Here is a 22661-nt window from a genome sequence, read left to right as displayed (position 1 = left end):
ACATTACTTAGTCAATGATGCCTTCATAATAAGTGTTAATTCAATTACTTTTTTATGCCTGGAACACCTTTTGGTGCATAATCTTGCCACCAAAGCTTTGGCATCTTTTTCTGCTTAGGATGAATTTCATCCAACGTATTCCCTTCATAAAGCCTACCATTAAACATGACATGGCTTATGTCCTTAGAGTTTTTAATGTTGTCTAAAGGGTTACTATTCAGTATTACAAGATCACCCAATTTGCCGACTTCAATAGAACCAAGGTCGTTTTCCAAACCAATGGCTTCCGCACCTATGATGGTAGCCACTCGAAGCGCATCGTACTCATCCATACCACCAGACTGTACTGCCCAAAGTTCCCAATGGTAGCCAAGTCCTTGTAACTGACCATGACTTCCAACACCGGCACGACCGCCAGCTTCCACTAAATCTTTCGCAAAAGTCGATTGTTCTACATGAACATATTCATCTTCCATAAACCAACCTGCATTACGTCTACGTGTTCTAGAATCAAGATTCCAGTGCGGCATAAAGTGCGTTAGTTTGGCATCGCCATGTGGGTTTTCCGTAGCATAGAAGTAGTTTTCTGTCCACGGCCCGCCATAGGCCACCAATAGCGTAGGTGTATAGACCGTTCTTGAAAATGCTACTAACTCAATGGCATCTTTGTATAAAGGGAAAATCGGGAAGGAGTGTTCATGCCCCGGATAACCATCAATAACTTGCGTTAAGTTATTCTTGAAATCTAAGCCACCTTCAGTAGTAGGCATTATGCTTTGTTCAAAAGCCGCCTGTATGATCCATTGTCTTTGTTGACGGTTTCCTGCGCCATACATTTTTACTGTTTTGGTGTTGTAATAAGAACTGTAGCGTTTCATTACCTTTCTGGCATGGTCTAAACTACTAATGTTCTCTCCGCTGAAAATTCCAGGGCCAGTTGAATAAATCCTCGGGCCAATAAGCTTTCCAGCGTCTACTAAATCGCCATAAGTCAATACGTCAGTAGTAGCCGTTTGTGGGTCTCTAGTCGTAGTTACACCAAAGGCCAAGTTTGTCAAATAAGACCAGAACTGACCTCTGTGTAGGTTGACTGGGTGACGGAAATGAGAATGAATATCCACATAACCGGGAACAATAGTTTTACCCGTTACATCGATTACTTTCACGCGTCTGCCAACAGAAATATTCTTGCCGATCTCTTTAATTCTATTGTTTTCGATCAGAATATCAGTACCCTCAAGTACCTCATTGTTGTTCATGGTTAAAACCCGAGCATTCTTTAATAGAACTGAGCCTTTAGGAATATCTCTATCTGCCTTAATCTCTATTCTGCGCTCAACAGGAGTGTAGTTCTTAGGTTCATCTTTTTTGTCTTTATCAGCCTTTTCTTCTTTCTTCTCATCCTCCTTATCAGCGTCTTTTTTTGCTTTGGCTGCGGCGGCTTTTTCTTCGTCAAAGGTTTTGGCGGCACCCAAATCATACATAACATGAGCATTGCCAATTCCCCAGTGTACCATATTATTGTCCCATCCCCAAGCCGGAAATTGTCCACCAACTTCATCGGTCAGTTGTCTGGATGGAAATGCAGCGTTTTTGGCGTTTGCCACTGAAATGGTAGGCGCCGTATTGCTTACCTGAGGCACGGTCACTACATAAATATTCGTGCCGATTGCAGCTAGAGCTTGATCACCCTCTCTGGCCATTTCTATCCAAGAAGCACGAGGCGCATTTGACGAACCTGCTGATGCTTTCCCTCTTATTTGAACATGCTCTTTTTCATCTGTTCCATCCCAGCGTATGGAAAGTAAACCGCGGAAGCTCGACAGGTAAATTCGATCTGAATTTTTAACAAAGTGCGGATTAGAGCGCCCGTTTGTATAGCTGATAAAATTGTTACCAGAACCTTCAGAAGAAATCCACACTAAATCGCTCGTACCTCTAAACGCTGTTCTTTGTAAAGCATTTCTGAAGTCTTCAGATTGACCTTTAATTAATACAATTCTAGAACCATCGTTATTCCAAACTGGGCTTTGGAACACGCCGTCTTCTTGGTTTAGCTGTGTTAAGTTATTGCCGTTTGGTCTAACCTTATAGACTTTTCCACCCGCCGATTGCCAAGTAACAAAAGCAATCCATTCACCATCGGGCGACCAAACTGGCTCTGCTTGAGTTTCGTCCAAATCGACAAGTTTTTGAGGCGTTCCGTTTGGTAAATCAACGATGTATACTTCGTTTAAGGCCGTGAAAGCCATTTTTTTGCCATCAGGCGAAGGCGCTAAATCTCTGATTTGCGTAATGGTGAATTGTGCATCATCAGAAATTGGGTAATCAAAGTCTAACTCTGGGCCTAAGTCAATACTGCTTTTTACACGAAATGGAATCTCTGTCGCTTTTTTAGAGGCAACATTGATCCTGTGAAATTTACCACCATAAGAAATTACAATGTGCTTATCGTCCGGTGTCCAAGAAAAACCTGGCAATACATCTCTAGACGCTCTCGATTCCTGATCATCATGCTGAATAGGGTAGGCCAACCAACTTTCGTCACCCGTAATAAGGTCTCTTAGGATTAAACCGGTATGCGTATCATGTCTTGTTGCATAAACTAACCATTTGCCATCATGACTTGGGGTAGGACGAAATGCCGAACCATATCTTGAAGTTTGGGTAATCATTTCGCCGGTTACTCTATCATATTTTGCAATTTGATACTGCGGCATGGGTGCATTGTATGTCGAAGATCCCGTTCTTCTAGAGAACCAGATATAGCGATCATCATTGCTGAACGCACCTTCTAACATTCTCAGTGATCGTGGCTCTCTCACCATGGCTGTTCCAGATCCACCATCTACATGGTAAAGCCAAATTTTGTGAGACCCGCCTCCGCCTTGCTTCGAAGCAATCATATACTTTCCATCGGGCGTCCATTCTGGACCTTGATAACGGTTGCTGTTTCCTTTAGTGATTTGCTTTTTCTCTTTTGAGTCTAAGTCTACTGTCCAGACATTTTCTCCTCCGGATTCATCTGAAATAAAAATGACTTTTTTACCATCTGGGCTGTAGCGCGGTTGTGCATCGAACTGCATGCCTTCGGTAATTCGCGTGGCATCACCACCTTTCATAGGAATGGTATATAGGTCACCTAGAAAGTCAAAAACGATAGAATTGCCATCGGGACTTACGTCCAAAGCAATCCATGAACCCTCTTTAAGGTCGAAATCGAAAGTTCTTCCAGGTTCGAGGGGTAGATTTTTGTTCTTCTTTTTATCTGAGTCTTTTTTGCCTGAGGTGTCTTGGGCATAAGCTGATGTACATAGCAGTACCATCAGGCAGCCCAATAATAATTTTTTCATAGTTTTTGGTTAGTCAAACGAATGGTTATGAATGTAAATGGATATCATCAGTTGGCAAACTACTTTGGGATGAGAGGTTTGGTCTTATTTGCGCTTTTGAAATTATAATGACCTTTGAGACGCTGCGGAAGGTATGAACGGAAAGGGATTTTACATCTGAATGCGAATCGGTTCATCCCAATAATGGACTAATAGTCCCAGTATTGTAGTATTTACGCTTCCATCTCGCTTAAGATTCTTTAGATTTGTAGAACTGAGCGAATCCTGATACTAGAATTACTCTTTGGTACGTAATTAGTATGACGTTCACCGCAAAACATCATCTATTATGTTAAGAAAAACGACTTCGTTAATCCTATTCACTTTTGTACTGCTTTTCAGCTACAGCTGTGCCACAAATCCGGTAACGGGTAAGAAAGAGTTTATGCTCCTTTCAGAAGAAAAAGAGATTGCCATGGGTAAAGAATCCGACCCAGGGATTGTTTCCTTTTTTGGCTTGTATGAGGACGAGAAACTTCAGCAGTTTATTGAAACAAAAGGGAAAGAAATGGCCGCTATATCGCATCGCCCTAATTTGCCTTATGAGTTCAAAATTGTAGACTCTCCAGTGCTCAACGCATTTGCTGTGCCTGGTGGCTATGTTTATTTCACCAGAGGAATTATGGCGCATTTTAACAATGAAGCGGAATTTGCTGGTGTTTTAGGACACGAGATTGGTCATGTTACGGCAAGACATTCTGCACAGCAGTACAGCAACCAACAATTAGCGGGCGTGGGCTTAATGGCGGGTACATTACTTTCTGAATCAATAGGTAAGTATGCTGAAACTGCACAACAAGGTGTTGGTTTACTGTTTTTGAAGTTTGGTCGTGATGATGAGCGTCAGTCTGACGAACTTGGGGCGGAATACTCTTCTAGAATCGGATACGATGCGCAAGAAATGGCCGGTTTTTTCGAAACCTTGAAAAGGCAGAGAGACCTAAGCGGAGGTCAACAAATACCGACTTTTATGTCTTCTCACCCTGATCCGGCTGAACGTAATGAGTCGGTAAAGAAATATGCTTCGGAGTGGAGAACTAAACTCAATCTGACCGATCCTAAAGTAAATCGTAATGAGTATTTAAGATTGATTGATGGTCTTGTTTTCGGCGAAGATCCAAGACAAGGCTTTGTTGAGAATAGTAATTTCTATCACCCAACGCTAAAATTCACATTTTCTATTCCTTCAGGCTGGGGATCACAAAATTCTCCACAACAATTTCAGATGGCCGAACCAAATGGCAAGGCGAACATGGCTTTATCCTTAGGGCAGGGTAGTAGCGCTTCTGAAGCAGCCACAAACTTTGTTGCTCAGTATAAACTGGAATTAATAGAATCTCAAAATTTAAAAGTCAACGGTTTGAATGCTGTTTCCATTATCGCCGATCAATCTGATGAAGCTGGTAACAAGGCCATTCGTACCGCTACCTATTTTATAGAGTATAATAATAGTGTTTATACCATAATGGGTATTTCTTCTTTTGCTGAGCATGGTTTGCATGCGGCTTCTTTCAGCAAGACCATGGAGAGTTTCAAGGTGTTAACGGATTCGGATAAATTGAACCGTCAGCCGCAAAGAGTAAAAATAGTTGAAGTAGCATCTTCCACTTCACTTCAAAATGCTTTACAAGGATTTGGCGCTTCTACAGAACAAATGGCAGAATTATCGCTCTTGAACGGCATGCAATTGACGGATCAAGTAGCGAAAGGCACGTTGATTAAAGTATTGAGGTAGTAGCTCAATTATTATCTCCAAAAAGGCCAAATTGATCCATTTTCGATCGGTTTGGCCTTTTCTTTTTGCCTGAGTTCACTGAATTTCTTTTCAATTCCAGAAAGTAGCAAAGAAACTATCTAAGACTTAGTCATGCGTTTTGGCAGAGTCTGAAACCAGGGCATTGATCTCTTTCAACTCTTTTTCAGTAAGGTCGCGCCATTTGCCCACAGGTACATCCAGCCCTACATTCATAATGCGCGTTCTTTTAAGTTTGGAAACACGATAGCCAAGGTACTCGCACATTCTTCTAATCTGCCTGTTTAGCCCTTGGGTTAAGACAATCCTGAACCTGAATTTACTGAGTACTTCTACTTCACATTTTCGAGTTACGGTACCAAGAATCGGAATTCCGTTACTCATTTTAGCAGCAAAATCAGGGCGCAGCGGCTTGTTAACCGTCACCATGTATTCCTTCTCATGATGATTTCTGGCGCGGAGTATCTTATTGACAATGTCACCATCATCGGTTAGGAAAATGAGTCCTTCGCTGGGCTTATCCAGTCGCCCAATAGGAAAAATACGACTCGGATAGTTGATATAGTCTATGATATTATCCTTTTCCACCCCAGTGTCCGTAGTGCAGACAATGCCAACCGGTTTGTTAAAAGCGATGTAGACATTCTTTTTCGCTTTCGGTTCTGAAATCAGCTTACCATTAACACGCACCTCATCGCCTTCGGTAATTTTGGTACCCATTTCTGGAACCTTGCCGTTTATGGTCACTTTACCTTGATCTATTAGCTTATCTGCTGCTCTTCGGGAGCAAAAGCCAACCTCGCTGAGGTATTTATTGATTCGTGTGGATTTGGGTTCTGACATACCGATTTGAAATCCAAAAATAAGGGAATAATGCCAAACCTTTCTATGCAAGTCCGAATCCCTTCGCTCCCGAATAGTTTAATTTTTCTTAGATTCGACATTCAACTGAATAGGTATGGATCAACTCGCAACAATAGTTTTAGCTGCTTCGCTCTTCATCATCATGTTAGGCATGGGGCTTTCGTTAGTCACCGATGATTTTAGAAGAGTTTTAATATACCCGAAAGCTGTTATTGTAGGGCTATTTAGTCAAATAATTCTCCTGCCACTGATCGGTTTTGCAGTGGCTTCATTATTCAACCTAAGACCAGAAATAGCTGTGGGGATTATGATTTTGGCCGCTTGCCCAGGTGGAGCTACTTCTAACCTGATTTCGCATATGTCGAAGGCAAATACCGCTTTATCAGTTACTTTGACGGCTTTTAGCAGCTTTATTACCATACTAACCATTCCGTTTATTGTCAATTTTGCACTGAGCGAGTTTATGAATAAAGGCGAAGTCATACGACTCGATGTTGTTCAAACGATAATTCAGGTCATGGTGATCACTATCATTCCGGTGATTATCGGCATGACGATAAGAAAATATAAGACGGCTTTTGCCTTAAAAATGGAAAAGCCAGTACGAACTGCCTCAGGTGTAGTCATTCTATTAGTTATTGTAGGGCTTTGCGTTAAAGAGAGCCAGAATATTATCCCTTATATCAAGGAAGCTGGCGTAGCGGCGATTGTGTTGAATGTCGGTTCAATGCTTGTTGGTTTTTATTTAGCTAAAATGTTCAAGCTCAATGATAAATCAGCTTTATCCATTTCCATAGAATCTGGAATTCAGAATGGAACTTTGGGTGTTTCTATAGCCGTAGTGCTCTTAAATAATACGGAATTGGCCATTGCGCCGGCGGTTTACGGTCTACTGATGTTCTTCACAGGTGGCTTTGTGATATACTGGGCTAATAAGCGTTTCGCGAAATTTGTAGAAAGATAAGCTCCGATTACTCAGCGCTTATCTCTCTTAATGCTTGCCTTATTTATTCTTGATCTTTTCTCCGCGAACAGGAGAGTAGTCCTTTTTCAATTCCCCATTGACCATAATCTCTGCAAAGAAGGTTCTTCCGCCCACGGCTTGGCTAATCTCTTCCACATGCTGAAGGTGGAAATGCAAGTGCGGCTCCGAAGAATTACCCGAATTTCCAGTTAAGCCCAGTAAGTCGCCCTGAGCTACTTTTTGCCCTTGTTTTACCACAATAGAATGCTGCTTAAAGTGTGCGAAGAAAAGGTATTCATCATTTGCAGTTTTTATAATGACTGTGTTTCCCGGAACATAAGCGGGATTCATAGTTCCAGGTTGGTTGTCTTTTATGCCATCTACCACCAAGACAATTTCCCCCGCAGCTGGCGCGATAATGTCTTTTCCGAAAACGTAATAATCCTCATTGGAGAGCCCATTGGTTTTATAAGAATTGCCCTTTTCATCGGTCATCACCAAGTCAAAAGCACCGCGCTGAGATTCCACCGCTACATGATAGTTCTGTGCTTCTGTAGTGCCACCCCAAAACACCGTCCATTCTTCTTTAAAAGGAAGCATCATAGGGGTAATATTGCGTTCAATGATAGGCGTGGTATTCTCTTTAAAAGGCAAAATACGCATACCGCTAATCTTTTTTTGACCGTCTACTACTAGATTAAAGCCACGGATTCCCTGTGTAAAGGTCATTTTGTAAAGTGCAACACCACCGTTTTCATATTTGATGAACTCGCTTTTGGTAATGGCACCCAACTCTGACTTTAAATTGGTTAAGAACGGACTTAATGTAGCCATTGGAACGGCATTCTGCATTTGACTAGAAAACATATCAAATATTACTTGAGCTTGGTTAGCGTTAAAGGCCTTAATGAACGCCGCGGATGCTGTTTTTAAGTCGCCAGATTCTTCTTGTGCCTGAACCTTCGGTGCGGTGATGATTAATAATAGGAGTAGGATTATTATGTTTTTCATGTTTTGGTTGTTTAAGTTTTTTGAGTCGTTTATGCTTTGGTTTCGAGTTGTGTTTCTATTCGATTGATTTCTTCAATAATGGGGGTTAAGGTCTTCTTGACGGCCCTTTTATTCAACCATACCACAAAAGCACTAAATAAGGTGACGCTAATAGACATGCTGAGTTTGCCTTTCATGGTAAAGGGCATGAAGTCGAAAAAACCGGGGTCCCAATCGTATACTGCAGGGTCGCCAATGCCATAAATAAAGATCAAGTTGGCAAGGAGCGGAGGAAGCACATACCAATAAAGGACAGAGTTTAAAAAGGCAGCCTCTTGTTCCATGTTCTTTCGCTGTCGGTGAAGCTGTTCTTTATAGGGCAGTGTTAAATCGACTGGAGCCTTTGTTTTTCTGTTATGTCTGAACTTAAAAATGATGTAGACAAACCAAGCAACGGAAAGCACCGCACCAATCTTTGTAACTAAAAACGGAATGGCAAAGGCAAAGTAACTGAACATGGCTATTCCGAAAATAGAAGCTGCAATCTCCCTTCGATCTCTGTTTTTAATCACCTGATCGAGTCGTTTGGCCCGTTTGTTCAGATCGCTCAATAATCGACTGATATCGAATGTGATGCGTTCCATTTGAGACGAATTCCTCCAGATGTTTTTTAGCTCTTGTTCTACCATTTTAATCTAGTTTTGGGGCTATACATTCAAAAAGTAACTTCCGGATGCGTTTCATTTTTACTGCAATGTGGTTTTCGGTAAGTCCTGTAATCTCGGCCATGGCCTTATAGGGTAAATCCTCTAAATACAAGACTAATAAGGACTGATCGCTTTCTTTTAGCATTTCAATACAAGTCCTCAGTGCTTCATATTTCAATTGCTCTTGCGCATTGTCATGATCATCGGCCGGTAAGAAGAGGATGGAATCGAGCCTTACATTTTTGGCATGGTTGCGTTCAAGTTTTAGTCGAGAACGTTGCCCAACGTTTAGGGCAATTCTGTAAACCCAAGTATCAATTCCCGCATTTCCTTTGAAACTGGGCAGTGACTTCCAAATCTGAAAAACCACTTCCTGAAACAAGTCTTGCGGTTCTATCGGATCAAGGGCATAGATTCTACAGATTCTGTAAATCTTTTCCTTGTTTGACTCTAGTATGTCTTCAAATTTCTGTTGCAATTGATTTTGACTTACAATCCAGCTTTACTTTCTACTTCTATTAGTGACAAGACTGTCTGAAATATGACAAGAAATCTGGTGTTTTTTCAAAGAAGATATTTAATGTACTGATAATCAATTGAATAAGAGTCGATAAAAAGATGGCAGCTCATGTAATTCTGGGCTTTACCCAGCCGAAATATCCCTAACTTTCCAATATGTCAGCAAAGTATATAGCAGCTGTAGTTCAAGCCGCTCCAATTTTATTCGATTTAGAAGCTACCCTTGACAAAACTGCCGATTTGGTAAGTCAGGCCAAGGCAAAAGGTGCCCAATTGATCCTTTTTCCAGAAGCTTTTATTTCTGCTTACCCAAGAGGCTTAAGCTTTGGTACGGTGGTGGGCAGTCGAGATCCGGCGGGAAGGCTGTTGTGGCAGCGCTATTGGGAATCGTCCATAGCGGAAGGTGATGCGGCTTGTTTGAGGTTGGGCCAAATGGCGAAGGATGCCGGTGCGTTTTTAGTGATCGGCGTGAACGAAAAGGACACAGTTTCTGGAACACTTTATTGCAGTATGTTCTATTTTGGTCCGAATGGAGACTTTTTGGGCAAACACAGAAAGATAAAACCCACGGCACAAGAAAGAGTGATTTGGGGAGAAGATAATGGTTCCACTTTATCGAGTTTCGACACTTCGATCGGTAAGATGGGTGGACTTATTTGTTGGGAAAACTATATGCCGATGGCACGTATGGCCATGTATCAGCAAGGCATACAGGTGTATTTGGCACCAACCGCGGATAATCGAGACGGTTGGCAACAGACCATGCAGCATATTGCCCTAGAAGGCCGATGCTTCGTTTTAGGGTGCAACCAATATGTGACCAAATCGATGTATCCAACCGACTTACCCGGTTTTCAAGCGTTAGAAAATCAGCCCGAGGTAATGGCCACAGGAGGGTCTATTATTGTCGATCCTTTAGGGAAGGTTCTGGCCGAACCGCTGTGGGGAGAAGAAGGCATATTGACCGCTGAAATAGACCTAGACCAAGTCATACAAAGTAAACTTGATTTTGACCCGATTGGTCACTACAATCGTTCAGATATATTTGATTTTAAAGTAAACAATCAACCACCGATTAAGGTAATTGATCAGTAGCCATGATTTCTATTTCTTGATTAACCGATAACTTGCATGCTATGAAAAACAGACGTTTAATTACCTTCTTGGGATTGATTTTGTGCCTTGGCCTTCATACGGTTTCCGCCCAGAGTGATTACTTTTTTCCTGCGAATGCGCGCTTCGACCCGAAAATTCCAACGCCTGAGCAGTTTCTAGGCTACCCGATCGGTACGCTACACACGCGACATGATGCAATTGTAGGCTATATGCGAGAATTGGCCAGATTATCGGACAGGGCCAAGCTAGATACGATCGGCGAAACGTATGAGCACAGACAATTAGTTGTGCTAAAGGTTACTTCCCCCGAAAACCTAGCCAATCTAGACGAAATTCAGGCGGCACACGTGAGGGCCATCACCCCACCGATTCAAGAGGAAGATTTAAGCGACCAAAAATCAATTGTGCTTTTGGGCTACAATGTTCATGGAAATGAGCCTTCGAGTAGTGAGGCGGCTTTATTAACGGCTTATTACTATGTAGCTGGCCGACATGCAGAAGTAACGAATGGCTTAAAGGATGCGGTTTTACTGATCGATCCGGCTTTTAATCCTGACGGAAGGGATAGACATAGTACTTGGGCGAATAGCTTTAAGGGCGACCCTATGGTGTCTGACCCAATAGACGCGGAACATAATGAAATGTGGCCACGTGGACGAACGAATCACTATTGGTATGACTTGAACAGGGATTGGTTGCCGCTGGCTCATGTGGAGTCGCAGGCGAGAATTGACTTTTATCACCAATGGTATCCGCATATTGTGACCGATTTTCATGAAATGGGTACGAATTCGACCTATTTCTTTGAACCGACGAAGCCTTTCGGGTCTGAAAACCCAGTGGTGCCGCGCGATAACTACGACGGACTGAATAACCTCTTTGCGGGTTATTTCCATGAGTCGTTGGACGAGATTGGCTCACTCTATTTTACCAAAGAACAATACGATAACAGTTACCCTGGCTATGGTTCTACCTATCCGGACATCCATGGAGCGCTAGGGCTAGTTTTTGAGCAAGCGAGTTCACGAGGCCACTTGCAAGACTCTAGAATGGGAAAAGTCGCTTTTGCCTTTACCATTAAAAACCATTTAACCACGAGTTTAGCCACCGTAAGAGGGGCTGTGGGAGAAAGAGAAACCTTGGTAAACCATCAGCGAAAGTTCTTTAGAACGGCTGTAGAAGAAGGCAAGAAAGCCAGCGGTGGTTGGGTTTTTGGTGACCAAACGGACGATGGCAGAAATGCTGAGTTTATCGATTTACTGACAAGGCATAAAATAAAGACGGTTCAGCTGAATGAAGACATTACGTTAAAAGGAAAGGCTTTTAAAGCCGGAAGCGCATTTTATGTGCCGAATGAGCAAAGTCAATACCGTATGGTGAGAACGATGTTTGAAAAGGTGACGAATTTTTACGATAGCATCTTCTACGATGCTTCTTCTTGGACCACGGCACTGACCTACAATATGCCGCATGAACGATATACGGGCAAGGCCGATCTTGACGGTAAAGTTGTTGACCGCAATTTTGACGGGAGCACTTACATCGGCGTAGAGAAAACGAGTTATGCTTACTTGATTGAATGGGATGAATACTATGCACCAAAAGCACTTCACTACTTGTTAGAAAAAGGGCTTTACGTGAACACAGCTTTCAGAAAGTTTGGTTTAAAGACCAATGAGGGGGAGAAGGAGTTTGGCTATGGTACTTTAATGATTCCAGTGGCGCGACAGGAAGTAAATGCCGATTTGGTACATGCTTTTATTGAAGAGGCCACAGAACTTGCAGGTATTAGGGCTTATAGCGTTAAATCTGGTTATAGTACTACGGGAATAGATTTAGGTAGCGGCAACTTCAGAACGATTCGACAACCGAAAGCGCTGATGCTGATCGGTGGTAATGTGAGTAGTGCCGAAGCGGGTGAGGTTTGGCATTTACTGGATGATAAAGTGGGCATGCCGATCACTAAGGTAATGACCAGCAGCGTGGGCAGAGTGGATTGGAGTAAGTACAATACGTTGGTATTGCCTTCTGGCAACTATAGTTCGCTGGGTAAGAACACTATTGATAGAATTAAGCAATGGGTAAGAGAGGGTGGCACTGTGATTACCCTAAGAAGTGCGACCAGCTGGGCGGTGAGTTCAAAGTTTGTGAATGAGAAATTCGCCGAGCGTCCGAAAAGAGATGTGCCTGCGCGTATGGACTATGTGACTTCTCGCGAATTCAATGGTTCTAACGCTATTGGCGGCTCCATGTATATGACGGATGTGGATATTACAAATCCTCTTGCTTTTGGCTATACGCAGCGTGATTTGCCAGTCTATAGAAACCATTCCATCTTTTTGGCACCGAGTAGCAGTCCTTTTAGAACAGTGGTGCAGTACAAAGAGAATCCGTTGTTGGGTGGCTATGTAAACAAGACCAACCTTGAAAAACTGGGTGGAACGGCCTCGTTGATAGTTTCAGGCCTTGGCCGTGGCAGTGTGATTATGTTTGCGGATAACCCGAATTTTAGAGGGATGTGGTATGGCACCAATAAACTTTTCTTTAATGCACTGTTTTTAGGGAATATGGCGAGGTGACGTTCTTTGTGTGGTGCGTATCCCAAAGGGTATGCACTATACACCTTGTTGTGAAAAGTTATTTTTTTCCTCATCAATAACATAAGTTTTGGATAGTACATCATGCCAAGCTCTAGCGTCAATGCCAAGTGCCAGGGATGCAAATTCGAAAGGGATTAGTCTACTACCAAACCGAATCACCGCCTCCTTTAAAGAAATTCTATTACCATCTTTATTAACTACTCTGGTTTTAAAAACGAACTTGCCAACTGTCTTACCAAGGAAATATTCCATTAGGATATGGTACCCTCCAAATACAATGGCGACTCTCAAAGCTCTTATTGCGGTCTGATACGTCATAAGTTCTTCTAATCTAAATGTGATTTCCATTAGTAAACCAATTACAACGAGATCAACAATGAATCCATAAAGTCTTTTTCGCTTTCTTGTTTCCTTCATATAATAAAAAGCTATTTTCTGATTGTTATAAGAATCGAATTTTTCGCAACGTTTTGTTTGTGAGCGGTAACGTCCCGGAGGGAGCTATTGCTTATAGGTTTAGTTGTGAGCATTTTATTCTAAATATCCATTTATAAACCTTTTTAAAGCATGACTACTTGTATAAAGGCTATAGTTTCTCCTATCAGCCGTTCCTAGTTTATGGTTGGTGTTACCTCCAAAATCACTTACACTTTTTATTGACAAGAAGTTAGGGGCATAGTCTTTATATACCTGTGTGGCTGAATAATATATTCCATATGTTTCCATATCTAGGCCCTTAACTCCAACATATGAGTCATTAATTTCTTTCATAATTGAAGAGCTTCTTAGTAAGGAGCTTCCTGTAACCAAAAGCCCGATATGCGCTTTTAATGATGATGTAATTTGTCCTTTATCTGCGTAATTTTCCTTTATTTCCTGAATTGCTTTTGATTTACAGAAAAGTTCAAGTTGGTTTTTCATGTGCCCATTAATTGAGCATAGATTGTGCATGAATTTTTTACCCTTGATTTCGTCCTTTCCCTCTATTTCAACAACGCTATGATAATTAAGCGACTTTTCTGCTATTATGATATCTCCGACTTTAGAAAGGTTTTTGTTGCCTGCACAAATACCACTCATGAAAATATAGCGAGGTCGGAAATTGCTTATGACCTTTGTGGTCAATGAAGATGCGGCTTCAATACCCATGCTGTACGGAAAAGGGACTAAGACTTTAAGCACTTTCTTTTTGGATTGGATGGTGCCCTGATAATAGATAGTAGAGTCATTCTTGTTGAATGTTACTGGCTTAACGGAATCTAAAATTGACTTGACAGATTCAAATTCATCAACGGATGCAGTAATTATTACAGCGTCAAAAAGGCCGTGATGCTCTTCAAATTCAAATAAACTTTGATTAGTTCCAAGAATCTCAACCGCTTCTTTTTTGAACTCTTTACATGAATCAATTATGTTGTTTATATAAGACATCGTTTATTATGAGAGAAGATGTTTTTTCATGGCTTTGAAAAAGTTCTCATAAACCTTTTCATCATCAGTATCAGGGATGGTTAATTGGACATTAATATTCAAAGTAACATTTTGTCCAAGTTCATTCGTGAATTTTTGTGTGATTGAAGTGGAATCTGAAGTCGATTTAGCCTCAACTTCTTTTTGGGTATCTTCTTTATTTAATGATTCCAGTTTTGGTGATAGAGGAACAATTCTTACTGGAGAAAGTAATCCATCATTCTCCTCGATGAGGTCCGAAAATTCCATCATTTCGATCAATGAACCAGTACCAGTTTTATTCCGACCTTTAAGTTCCTTTCCTAAGGAGTATGCAATGTGGGACTGAAAATCATCCACAGATCTAGGTTTAATTTCGAGAGCAGTTATCATAGATTCGATAAACTCATTTTCTGATAAAAGCTTTTTAATTTGGGTTTTGGCTTCATCTTCCATGAAATTGGCAAGAGCAAGTCCTAATTTTTTACCATCAGGTGTTGCCTCTTTTTTATTGCCACCACTTATAGCACCAATTGAGTCAAGAAAACCATTATTGGAACTTATTAAAGTTTTATTAATTCCAGTAAGTTTATTTAAATCGTCCAACGATGCAGCGTTCTTACTCTTTGCGAAGGCAATTAGGAGTTTTGTAAGTTCTGAAAAGGATGAAACTGGTAGTTTAAATTCTGAATCTGCCATATTTAATTGTTTTAGTTTTTATTGCTCACAATATTATATATAAGTCATAGAAGTGACTGATACATTACCAATGTTTAGTTGTTTATGACTTATAGCCAACCAAATTAGGCGGCAATACGCATTATTACTTTGTCCGCAAGATATAGCTTGAAATGAGAGGAGCTATCTGTGTTTATCTTTTATGAAGGAAAGAAATTATCGGGATAGTTACAAGTAGATAGGGTGGGGAAATGGTTTAGCTAGAAGGTTCTTGGGTTGGTTGTAGTTATCGATACCCCGAATTTCAGAGGCATGTGGTATGGCACCAATAAGCTTTTCCTTAACGCGCTGTTTTTAGGGAATATGGCGAAGTAACGCCCAGGTATGGCACTGTGGCCTCCGAGTTTTATTAATTGCGATGAAGTTAGCTTATCGGCCGGTGCATTTAAAGTATCAGACTGGCACTGCGCCATGCAGATCAAAAACTCCCACGAGCAGAAAAAAATAGAAAGCATTTCGATTTCTTGGCGGCAGATAAGCGGGATGTTTTGCAAGCTCTTGGCAGATAGCTAAGCTAGGCAGTGCGACCATATCGTTTGTTGTGAGGCGTGTTTATTCGTCAGCAGAGTTGTACCGATAGATATCAACGTCCGTTGTTGTTCCGGTTCGATGCAGAAAGTTGATCACTTCAGAGCTGTGTCCCAAGTACGGAGTTGACTGTTCTTCGTTAACGTCGATATAAATGACGATTGCAAGAACTGTGTCTAGGTTAATGCGTTGCTTTAGATTATTGATGAGTTCGATCTTCTCTGAAAGTTGAGATACCACTTCGTTCACTAGTTTGTCCATATCAAGCAGTTCGTCTGATGTTGACTTAAGTTGCCAACAAGAATATTTCTGTTGTTGGATGTATTTGCCTGGTTCACCAGTTCTCCACGCGTCAGTTGGTTCGATCCCAAGTTCAGTTGTTACTAATTTAGGATCATAGTCGTCCCCTTGAAATGCGAAATATACGTAAGAGTTGGATTGGTTCATATGCGATTTGGCTTATGCCTCATAACCTTCCGTGTATGGCGCGTATCCCGAAGGGCATTCCGTATAGGTGTTGTTGTGTGCCGTTTTAATTTTTACACTGTACTGTGAGTGTTTCAATAATCTTATCAGTCGAATGCATTTCAGCGTAATGTTCTATTGAGCCTATTTCAAATTTCAGAGCACAGTCTTTTTCTGTCCAAGCGATTATTCGATGTTCTTTTTGATAATTCAACAAATGGGTTTTGTCAAATAAACTCATTTTGTGTTTGTTCTTTTTTAAATTCTTGTATTTAACAATATCATGAGAATGTTCAATTCCCATATTAGTTAGTTTATCGGTAATTGAATCAATAAATTGCCTCGGATTCTTTATAATGAGGCAATGAGTACCAAATTTTCTCATCCTCACATCAATCCTATGAACTGGCTTTCTTTTTAGCAATAAAGTCGAAATGGCATAAGTAGAAAATATATTCCCAATATGACCTTCGTAATTTTTTCTTAATTGAAGATTAGCATTATTTAGTACTATTGGATTGTTAGGTATTTTGAGAGTTAGTTTTCCACTTAAGTTTTCCACTTCATAAGCTCCTTCATAAATATCTCCTATTCCGTCTTTTTCATACTTTTTGAACCATTGTATCGTGTTCATGTAAATTTCCCCTTTTTTCAAGAGATTATCTATATGTTCTTTTTGTCCGAACTTCAGAAAAAATACTACATCAATGTTCATTCAAATATTACCTAATGCTATATATCGGTCATAATTATGATTGATACATTTCCTATAATTGTTTATATGTCATTAGCCCACCAAATTGGGCGGCTATAGGCACTATTACTTTGTCAGCAAGATATAGCTTGAAATGAGAGGAGCTATGTGTTTATCTTCTATGAAGGAAAGAAATTATCGGGATAATTACAAGTTGGAGGTAATTAACTGAACGGATACTCTTTGTGCCAAATAGCCGGCATGATTAACAATTGTCCTATCATCCATAGTACAAGAAAAATCAAATAACTTTCTTAATTGTTCACTTATGCATGACAATTTTAATTCCACACCCTAGCATTCAGCTATAGTTTGAGAAGTCTAATTTAGTTGAGGTATTTTACCTTATTCTTGAGCTTTTTTAGCTTGGATTCCATAGGTCTATTCGTGTTAATTTTTCTTTTAGGAAGAAAAATCGAAGTTGAGCGTCTGTTATTTTTCCTCTTGCGGAAATAGGAACTCCACACGTTCTATAAGCTTTAGTATCTTGATAAAACTTAATTTCAGCAGTTGTTTGACAACTCTCTGGGAAGTTTGCTTGAATACTTTCTATTGTTGTTTCGTTAGTCAAAATTAGGCTTCCAATTTTAACCTCTTTAATTCTTCCATCCAATTTGATCACACTCAACAAACAGTTTTTAGAGTTAGTGAAATACTCAAAGTAAGTTCCGCCAATATAGACAAGCGAATCTGCTGTTGACATATCCATTAATTCTGGAATTGGTCGAATACTATCAATTTTAACTCTTTTTGATCTTAATTCGCTTAATGTCAAGGAATGACCAATTGTACCATTGAGTAGAATGTCTCCAACTTCAACAGTTTGAGCATTAAGTAAAGAGGTCAATCCAAATAGAGCTATGAAAAGTAGCTGTTTCATGTTTAAGTAATTAATTACGAAGTTCTTTATAGGGATAGTTACAAGTTGGTGGGGTGGGGGAATGGTTTGGCTAGAAGATACTAGGGTTAGTTTTGGTTATGCGTTGTTGTAATAAGAATTTGATTGAGGTCATTCTGCATTCAGCGTTACTCATTTTCTTGATTCCAATTCAGCTTTTATTTTTTTCATATTTCCAAAATTCACAGGAATTATGGCACTCAAAGCTATTGGCACAACAATTAAAGCGTTGAAAATTCCATTATCATCTTTTTTTGATAGTCCATAAATACAAACAATGAAGAGCACACTTAAAACTCCAATTATTGCTCCATTTATAATTTTTAATCCTCTTAATTCTCCCTCAAGTTTTTCCGTAGATTTTTCGTCCAATTCCGCAACTGATTCTATTTTCTGTTTTGAATTAAAAAGTACAATGTCCCAACTCATCTGTAGTTATTTTATGAATTCAATTTTTTCATTAACTGTTTAATTCGATTTGCTTGTTCAGTTGTTAAATTAGTTTCTGTCTCAGATATGACGTAAGTCAAATGTTCAAATGCACAACCAAATTCGTTTTGTTCTAAAAAATCTGAAATAATTTCTTCACAGTCCATAATTCCAGCGCTATCTATTTCTGTAGATTCGATTCGAATTTTCCATTGGTCATTCAATATGTTTTCAGATAAATCTCTAATCTCATTTTTTAAAGTATTTCCGAAAATTGATTTAAGTTTCATATGGTCTGTCAAATGGTGTACAACGTTCGAAGGTATGAACTGTGAATCATGGAGGGATATCAAAATGTTTAGTTTGCCTCTAATACAGTGTTAGCGGTTGTTTTTTTATTCTTTTATTTCTGTTTTCCATTTTATTTGTCCGTCAATCTCTGAGCAAATTCCAATTCCGCCCAAACCGTAGTCATATCCTAAATTAAACTCAATCTGTCGTTGGTCAATAAAGTCGGACAATTCGGAGGATACTTGTACCATTTTCGTAAAAAGTAACTTTATCTCGTTTAGTTCATTTAATGCACTTCGTTTTGTGATATTTTTGAGTTCATTTTTAATAGTCCAACCTGTTATTGAAAATGAATTTTTGTCTTTGGCACTAAAAGTCAAATCGCCAACTTTAAACGAGTTGCTGTCTTGAAGTATTACAAATGCACTTCTAATTCTATGTTTTAATTCTTCTTCGTTCATTCTAATCAAGAGTCACACTTCCAATAATTATATAGTCAAAATCATCGAAATCTTTTGTTACTAAAGCTCCTCCGACTGTTACAGAGTAATATTGCAAAAGTGGTTTAAAAGTCTCCTTCTCATATCTCGGTCTTAGCTCCATTAAGTTACTAGTCAGTTTTTTTCCTTTAATAGGTTTTGTTAACTCTATTAAAAGCTTGTCGCCACCACGATCAAACAGAATTGTTCCAAAAAGATTTTCCTCCCAATCCCAAGGCTCACTAACTATAATTCGAACCGTTTGACCTTTTAAGCTCATTTTCTGATTGGTGTCGTTTTAATAACCGCTAACGTTCCGTGTATGGTGTCGTAGCATCCCGAAGGGTGCTATTGCTTATAGGTTTTGTTGTGCCTCTTTTTTTATTTCTTTTGATATGGCTAAACCCGTGGAGTCGCTCGGTGTACTCGTTGACTTATCTCGTCCGTGGGTCAGGAGAAAATTTGATCTGAAACTCTTTGGGTGACTTGGCGCCCATTAAATGCTGAACAAAATAATCCCATCGCCTCCTCATAATGTAGTAACTATCAGCACCGTAACCATGTCTCGCATTGGGCAGCAGCAAGAAATCAAAATCTTTATTGGCCTTAATCAAGGCATCTGCAACCAAATAAGAGTTATAGGGAGGAACGTTATCATCCATTCCACCATGTATAATCAATAACTTTCCTTTTAAGTCTTTGGCAAACACCTGATTCGCCTGTTTTTCATAGTTCGATACACCGTTGGCGTCTTCAGTTTCTAAGCCAATATATCTTTCTCCCCAGTCGTCTTCGTAATTTCTATTGTCGTGGTTGCCCGATTCTGAAATGCCAACTTTGAATACATCAGGGTATTTAAACATGGCTGCGGCTGTTGCAAACCCACCCCCTGAGTGGCCCCAAATTCCGATGTTATCCAAATCAAGGAATTTGTGTTGTACTTGCAATTGCTTTAAACCCGAAATCTGATCCGATAATGTGTTTTCTCCCATGTTACCATAGCAGGCATCGTGAAAAGATTTAGACCTATTAGGGTTGCAACTACCCTCAAGTTGAACGACAACAAATCCAAGTTCGGCAAGTGCCTGGTTATCACCGCGCGATGCCCTAAAGCTCCATGAGCCAACACTACCACCTTGTGGTCCGGGGTAGATGTAAACAATGACGGGTAACTTTGCGTCTGGCTTCATTTCACTAGGGGTGTACATAAGGCCATGCAAATCCCATTGCCCATTGGCTGATTTCACTGTAAAAGGGCTAGGGGCTTTCCATCCGGTGGCTTGTAGTCTAGAAACATCCGTTTTCTCTAAGGTGCTGATCAGTTTCCCTTTAATATTTCGGACATTATGTACTGGCGGTACATTAGGTTGTGAATAGGAATCAGTGAAATACTCACCATTAGGTGAAAGGTTAACCGAGTGATGACCTTCTTCAGGCGTTAACATTTTTAGCCCTTTGCCATTAAATTTTACGCTGTAGAGGTAGCTAAAATAGGGATTGCCTTTTCCTTCATGGTGACCACCAACAAAATAGATCAAACGGTTTTTCTGATCAATTTTTATAATATTTCTCACTACGTAGTCACCCGTGGTGATTCGATTTTTGACAATTCCTGTTGTCGCATCGTATAAATAAAGGTGCCCCCAATCGGTTCTTTCAGAATACCAGATGATTTCGTTCGTCTTTGAAAAGTATCTCCAGTTTATTCCTCCCTGTCCAGATTCATATTGGGTGTCTACTACTTCCTCGAAGATGTCTTTGACCTCACCGGTTTGGGTATTGGCGGTTCTGATGTTTTCTCGTTTGTGATCGCGACTTGTAGATACAAAAACGAGCTGTTGACTATCTTCACTCCATGCGATATCATCAAATCCGCCTTCACATGAAATGTCATCGCATAATGTTCCGCGCCTCGCATCAGGACTCATGCGTAGTTTGGTGATGCTAGGACTTTCACTCACGTTAATAATCACTCGGTGGATACGAATAATGTCTTCGTCACCTGGGATAGGGTATTTCCATTGCTTCAGTTCAGGAGCACCTACTTTTGTCTTCACCAAATACATATCGCTGACATGTCGTTGATCTTGCTGAAATGTTGCGATCTTTTTAGAGTCGGGCGACCAACTGAGAATAGGGCGATCACTTTGTTTCCATCCTGCATTATCAGTAGCGTAACCAAAGTCTTTGATGCCATCTGTCGTTAAAGCCCACTCTTTGCCAGTAGCCACATCTTTTATCCACAAGTTCCAATCACGAATAAAGGCAGCATGATTACCATCAGGAGATAAGACCTGATTGCGCGATGGTCTCGTTTGGTTTGACTTAATATCTCCTTTATCCAGCAGCTCTTGCATCGTACCTGCAACGATTTGCTTTTTATTACTAGGATCAAACAGTTTAAACTCCATCTGATTTTCCGTTAATGATCTATACCAAAGTCTTCCGTCTGGAAGCCATTGAGGCCTGATGTCATTATCAATCAGTTTACTCGTATTTCCGGAAAGCATGGCCGCTGCACGCTTATAATCTGAATCTGTAAGTGTTTTTACAGTTTGTGCTTGCGTATTAGTGCTGATAAAAAGAACTAATAATAAGCATAGTGGAGTAAGTCTGTTTTTCATGATCAATAATTTTCTTGCTTTGATGTAATGCCTAATCAAAAGATATCCTAGAAATAGCGGATTGCCGAAGTTAATAAAATGTCTGCTTTTACGGCGTATGTTTTTAATGCGCCGTCTTTGTTGCTGTTGCACATCTAAGAATTTATTCTTCTAGGTACCTTCTAGGTTTTACAAACACAATGAAAAGATCGGCTTCAATAGGAGGTGAGGGTGGCTATATGCACCTTTTGTTCTTCAGAAAACACAGCACATGAAATAGGGTAGACGGCGTGTTTATCTTTAAGGAATAAAAGATATTGAAGAGATAGTTACAAGTTGGTGGGTTGGTAGCTCAATGGCTTCGGTACCACTTTCCTATAGCTATTGAGCTATAATTTTGAATTAAACCTTTTAGTTAAAGTGAGGTCTAATGGTAATTAGTTAGAAATATAACGCTGTTCAAAACATATTTTTATGAAAAAAGACAAACAAAAAGCAAAAAGAAAAGAGTTTTGTTATGCAATTAAAATGCGTTTATTCATTGTTTTGGCTTTTATTTTATTTCATGGTTGTAGTTCTAATGAAGAAGAGGCGACAAATACTGCAATAACTGAATCGCAAGATCCAGAAGTGAATTTACCATTGATCCAAACTCCAGCACCATTGATTCACCTTGCAGACAATCTGGATGAACAAGATCAACTAGGTTGGTGTATAGATACACGAGGCAATGGATTCAATGAAAACCTTCACACACATTCTTGTAAAGCAAGCGGGGGAGATGTCCAATTTATTTATAATGAAGAAACTCTTCAGATTTGCTCAGTTGAGTTTACTGGTTATTGTGTGGAAATGTCAGGAGGACCTATTGTAGGCATGAGCTTAAGTCTCGTTGAAAGTAATACGGATTCACCAGATCAGAGATTTGTTTATAACGAAAGTAGTGGAGAGTTTAATCCCGAGGAGGATACTAGTCTTTGCATGGCAGCAGGGAATACTAGTGCCGCTGCTGGTATCTATATGTCTCGTTCTCTTACACTGGAAATTTCATCTGAAACTGAAGAAAATTTAAAAAAATGGGTCATCGTTTCTAATTAGGAAGGCCTATGAATTAAGCTAACA

At 40.1% G+C, this 22661-nt stretch carries 21 protein-coding genes; 5 read left to right on the top strand and 16 right to left on the bottom strand.

Annotated elements, in window-relative coordinates:
- Nucleotides 1-44: 44 nt before the first annotated feature.
- Entirely contained in the window at nt 45-3353 is a 3309-nt protein-coding gene (locus JXQ92_RS10070) for an amidohydrolase family protein (RefSeq protein WP_421986489.1), read from the bottom strand.
- Between the two features lie 328 nt (nt 3354-3681).
- Between JXQ92_RS10070 and JXQ92_RS10065 the strand changes: the two genes are divergently transcribed.
- Nucleotides 3682-5127: a M48 family metalloprotease gene (locus JXQ92_RS10065; protein WP_421986488.1), complete on the top strand. Its 1446-nt coding sequence runs from the start codon at nt 3682-3684 to the stop codon at nt 5125-5127.
- 126 nt (nt 5128-5253) lie between these two features.
- Here JXQ92_RS10065 and rluF read toward each other — a convergent pair whose 3' ends face one another.
- The gene (gene rluF, locus JXQ92_RS10060; protein ID WP_421986487.1) at nt 5254-5988 is read right to left on the bottom strand and encodes a 23S rRNA pseudouridine(2604) synthase RluF; all 735 of its coding nucleotides are present in this window, start codon (nt 5986-5988) and stop codon (nt 5254-5256) included.
- Between the two features lie 115 nt (nt 5989-6103).
- Here rluF and JXQ92_RS10055 point away from each other — a divergent pair, with 115 nt between their 5' ends.
- Nucleotides 6104-6973, top strand: a complete 870-nt coding sequence (locus JXQ92_RS10055; RefSeq protein ID WP_421986486.1) for a bile acid:sodium symporter family protein — start codon at nt 6104-6106, stop codon at nt 6971-6973.
- 39 nt (nt 6974-7012) lie between these two features.
- Here the strand turns inward: JXQ92_RS10055 and JXQ92_RS10050 are convergent, their stop codons facing one another.
- From JXQ92_RS10050 to JXQ92_RS10040, 3 genes are read right to left on the bottom strand one after another with little or no spacing between them, the layout of a single operon-like run.
- Nucleotides 7013-7984 (bottom strand): peptidoglycan DD-metalloendopeptidase family protein, encoded by a 972-nt coding sequence (locus tag JXQ92_RS10050; RefSeq protein WP_421986485.1) that lies wholly within the window; start codon nt 7982-7984, stop codon nt 7013-7015.
- A gap of 29 nt (nt 7985-8013) precedes the next feature.
- Entirely contained in the window at nt 8014-8652 is a 639-nt protein-coding gene (locus tag JXQ92_RS10045) for a hypothetical protein (RefSeq protein ID WP_421986484.1), read from the bottom strand.
- A gap of 1 nt (nt 8653) precedes the next feature.
- A complete protein-coding gene (locus tag JXQ92_RS10040; protein WP_421986483.1) occupies nt 8654-9148 on the bottom strand; it encodes an RNA polymerase sigma factor in 495 nt (164 codons plus the stop codon).
- A 197-nt stretch (nt 9149-9345) separates the two neighbouring features.
- Between JXQ92_RS10040 and JXQ92_RS10035 the strand changes: the two genes are divergently transcribed.
- A complete protein-coding gene (locus tag JXQ92_RS10035; protein WP_421986482.1) occupies nt 9346-10284 on the top strand; it encodes a carbon-nitrogen hydrolase family protein in 939 nt (312 codons plus the stop codon).
- Between the two features lie 41 nt (nt 10285-10325).
- Nucleotides 10326-12884, top strand: coding sequence for a M14 family metallopeptidase (locus JXQ92_RS10030; RefSeq protein WP_421986481.1), 2559 nt, complete (start codon nt 10326-10328; stop codon nt 12882-12884).
- Nucleotides 12885-12920: 36 nt separating this feature from the next.
- Here the strand turns inward: JXQ92_RS10030 and JXQ92_RS10025 are convergent, their stop codons facing one another.
- The 11 genes from JXQ92_RS10025 to JXQ92_RS09975 form a co-directional block, all read right to left on the bottom strand.
- Nucleotides 12921-13322, bottom strand: coding sequence for an RDD family protein (locus JXQ92_RS10025; protein WP_421986480.1), 402 nt, complete (start codon nt 13320-13322; stop codon nt 12921-12923).
- Between the two features lie 114 nt (nt 13323-13436).
- The gene (locus JXQ92_RS10020) at nt 13437-14336 is read right to left on the bottom strand and encodes a hypothetical protein (RefSeq protein ID WP_421986479.1); all 900 of its coding nucleotides are present in this window, start codon (nt 14334-14336) and stop codon (nt 13437-13439) included.
- Nucleotides 14337-14342: 6 nt separating this feature from the next.
- On the bottom strand, nt 14343-15053 hold the full coding sequence (locus JXQ92_RS10015) for a hypothetical protein (protein WP_421986478.1): 711 nt from the start codon (nt 15051-15053) through the stop codon (nt 14343-14345).
- A gap of 591 nt (nt 15054-15644) precedes the next feature.
- Nucleotides 15645-16067 (bottom strand): DUF4279 domain-containing protein, encoded by a 423-nt coding sequence (locus tag JXQ92_RS10010; RefSeq protein WP_421986477.1) that lies wholly within the window; start codon nt 16065-16067, stop codon nt 15645-15647.
- Nucleotides 16068-16152: 85 nt separating this feature from the next.
- A complete protein-coding gene (locus JXQ92_RS10005; protein WP_421986476.1) occupies nt 16153-16800 on the bottom strand; it encodes a hypothetical protein in 648 nt (215 codons plus the stop codon).
- Between the two features lie 400 nt (nt 16801-17200).
- Entirely contained in the window at nt 17201-17719 is a 519-nt protein-coding gene (locus JXQ92_RS10000; RefSeq protein ID WP_421986475.1) for a hypothetical protein, read from the bottom strand.
- A 150-nt stretch (nt 17720-17869) separates the two neighbouring features.
- Entirely contained in the window at nt 17870-18166 is a 297-nt protein-coding gene (locus JXQ92_RS09995) for a hypothetical protein (RefSeq protein ID WP_421986474.1), read from the bottom strand.
- 11 nt (nt 18167-18177) lie between these two features.
- Nucleotides 18178-18456 carry a hypothetical protein gene (locus JXQ92_RS09990; protein WP_421986473.1) on the bottom strand — a complete coding sequence of 93 codons (279 nt, stop codon included), beginning with the start codon at nt 18454-18456 and terminating at the stop codon, nt 18178-18180.
- A 105-nt stretch (nt 18457-18561) separates the two neighbouring features.
- On the bottom strand, nt 18562-18918 hold the full coding sequence (locus tag JXQ92_RS09985; RefSeq protein ID WP_421986472.1) for a hypothetical protein: 357 nt from the start codon (nt 18916-18918) through the stop codon (nt 18562-18564).
- Between the two features lies 1 nt (nt 18919).
- On the bottom strand, nt 18920-19216 hold the full coding sequence (locus JXQ92_RS09980) for a hypothetical protein (RefSeq protein ID WP_421986471.1): 297 nt from the start codon (nt 19214-19216) through the stop codon (nt 18920-18922).
- A gap of 154 nt (nt 19217-19370) precedes the next feature.
- Nucleotides 19371-21560, bottom strand: coding sequence for a DPP IV N-terminal domain-containing protein (locus JXQ92_RS09975; protein ID WP_421986470.1), 2190 nt, complete (start codon nt 21558-21560; stop codon nt 19371-19373).
- A gap of 453 nt (nt 21561-22013) precedes the next feature.
- Between JXQ92_RS09975 and JXQ92_RS09970 the strand changes: the two genes are divergently transcribed.
- Nucleotides 22014-22637 carry a hypothetical protein gene (locus JXQ92_RS09970; protein ID WP_421986469.1) on the top strand — a complete coding sequence of 208 codons (624 nt, stop codon included), beginning with the start codon at nt 22014-22016 and terminating at the stop codon, nt 22635-22637.
- Nucleotides 22638-22661: the final 24 nt, after the last annotated feature.

Origin of the sequence: Roseivirga sp. (genome assembly GCF_049099775.1) — a bacterium.
Classification (GTDB): domain Bacteria; phylum Bacteroidota; class Bacteroidia; order Cytophagales; family Cyclobacteriaceae; genus Roseivirga.
The sequence above is the reverse complement of the archived record's forward strand: the minus strand, read 5'-3'. Positions and strand labels throughout refer to the sequence as shown.

Coding starts and splice junctions, on each gene's coding strand:
- JXQ92_RS09970 (WP_421986469.1), top strand. CDS start 22,014: ATGAAAAAAGACAAACAAAAAGCAAAAAGAAAAGAGTTTTGTTATGCA.
- JXQ92_RS10055 (WP_421986486.1), top strand. CDS start 6,104: ATGGATCAACTCGCAACAATAGTTTTAGCTGCTTCGCTCTTCATCATC.
- JXQ92_RS10030 (WP_421986481.1), top strand. CDS start 10,326: ATGAAAAACAGACGTTTAATTACCTTCTTGGGATTGATTTTGTGCCTT.
- JXQ92_RS10070 (WP_421986489.1), bottom strand. CDS start 3,353: ATGAAAAAATTATTATTGGGCTGCCTGATGGTACTGCTATGTACATCA.
- JXQ92_RS10015 (WP_421986478.1), bottom strand. CDS start 15,053: ATGGCAGATTCAGAATTTAAACTACCAGTTTCATCCTTTTCAGAACTT.
- JXQ92_RS09975 (WP_421986470.1), bottom strand. CDS start 21,560: ATGAAAAACAGACTTACTCCACTATGCTTATTATTAGTTCTTTTTATC.
- rluF (WP_421986487.1), bottom strand. CDS start 5,988: ATGTCAGAACCCAAATCCACACGAATCAATAAATACCTCAGCGAGGTT.
- JXQ92_RS10005 (WP_421986476.1), bottom strand. CDS start 16,800: ATGAACATTGATGTAGTATTTTTTCTGAAGTTCGGACAAAAAGAACAT.
- JXQ92_RS09980 (WP_421986471.1), bottom strand. CDS start 19,216: ATGAGCTTAAAAGGTCAAACGGTTCGAATTATAGTTAGTGAGCCTTGG.
- JXQ92_RS10000 (WP_421986475.1), bottom strand. CDS start 17,719: ATGAAACAGCTACTTTTCATAGCTCTATTTGGATTGACCTCTTTACTT.
- JXQ92_RS09985 (WP_421986472.1), bottom strand. CDS start 18,918: ATGAACGAAGAAGAATTAAAACATAGAATTAGAAGTGCATTTGTAATA.
- JXQ92_RS10020 (WP_421986479.1), bottom strand. CDS start 14,336: ATGTCTTATATAAACAACATAATTGATTCATGTAAAGAGTTCAAAAAA.
- JXQ92_RS10065 (WP_421986488.1), top strand. CDS start 3,682: ATGTTAAGAAAAACGACTTCGTTAATCCTATTCACTTTTGTACTGCTT.
- JXQ92_RS09995 (WP_421986474.1), bottom strand. CDS start 18,166: ATGAGTTGGGACATTGTACTTTTTAATTCAAAACAGAAAATAGAATCA.
- JXQ92_RS10010 (WP_421986477.1), bottom strand. CDS start 16,067: ATGAACCAATCCAACTCTTACGTATATTTCGCATTTCAAGGGGACGAC.
- JXQ92_RS10035 (WP_421986482.1), top strand. CDS start 9,346: ATGTCAGCAAAGTATATAGCAGCTGTAGTTCAAGCCGCTCCAATTTTA.
- JXQ92_RS09990 (WP_421986473.1), bottom strand. CDS start 18,456: ATGAAACTTAAATCAATTTTCGGAAATACTTTAAAAAATGAGATTAGA.
- JXQ92_RS10045 (WP_421986484.1), bottom strand. CDS start 8,652: ATGGTAGAACAAGAGCTAAAAAACATCTGGAGGAATTCGTCTCAAATG.
- JXQ92_RS10050 (WP_421986485.1), bottom strand. CDS start 7,984: ATGAAAAACATAATAATCCTACTCCTATTATTAATCATCACCGCACCG.
- JXQ92_RS10025 (WP_421986480.1), bottom strand. CDS start 13,322: ATGAAGGAAACAAGAAAGCGAAAAAGACTTTATGGATTCATTGTTGAT.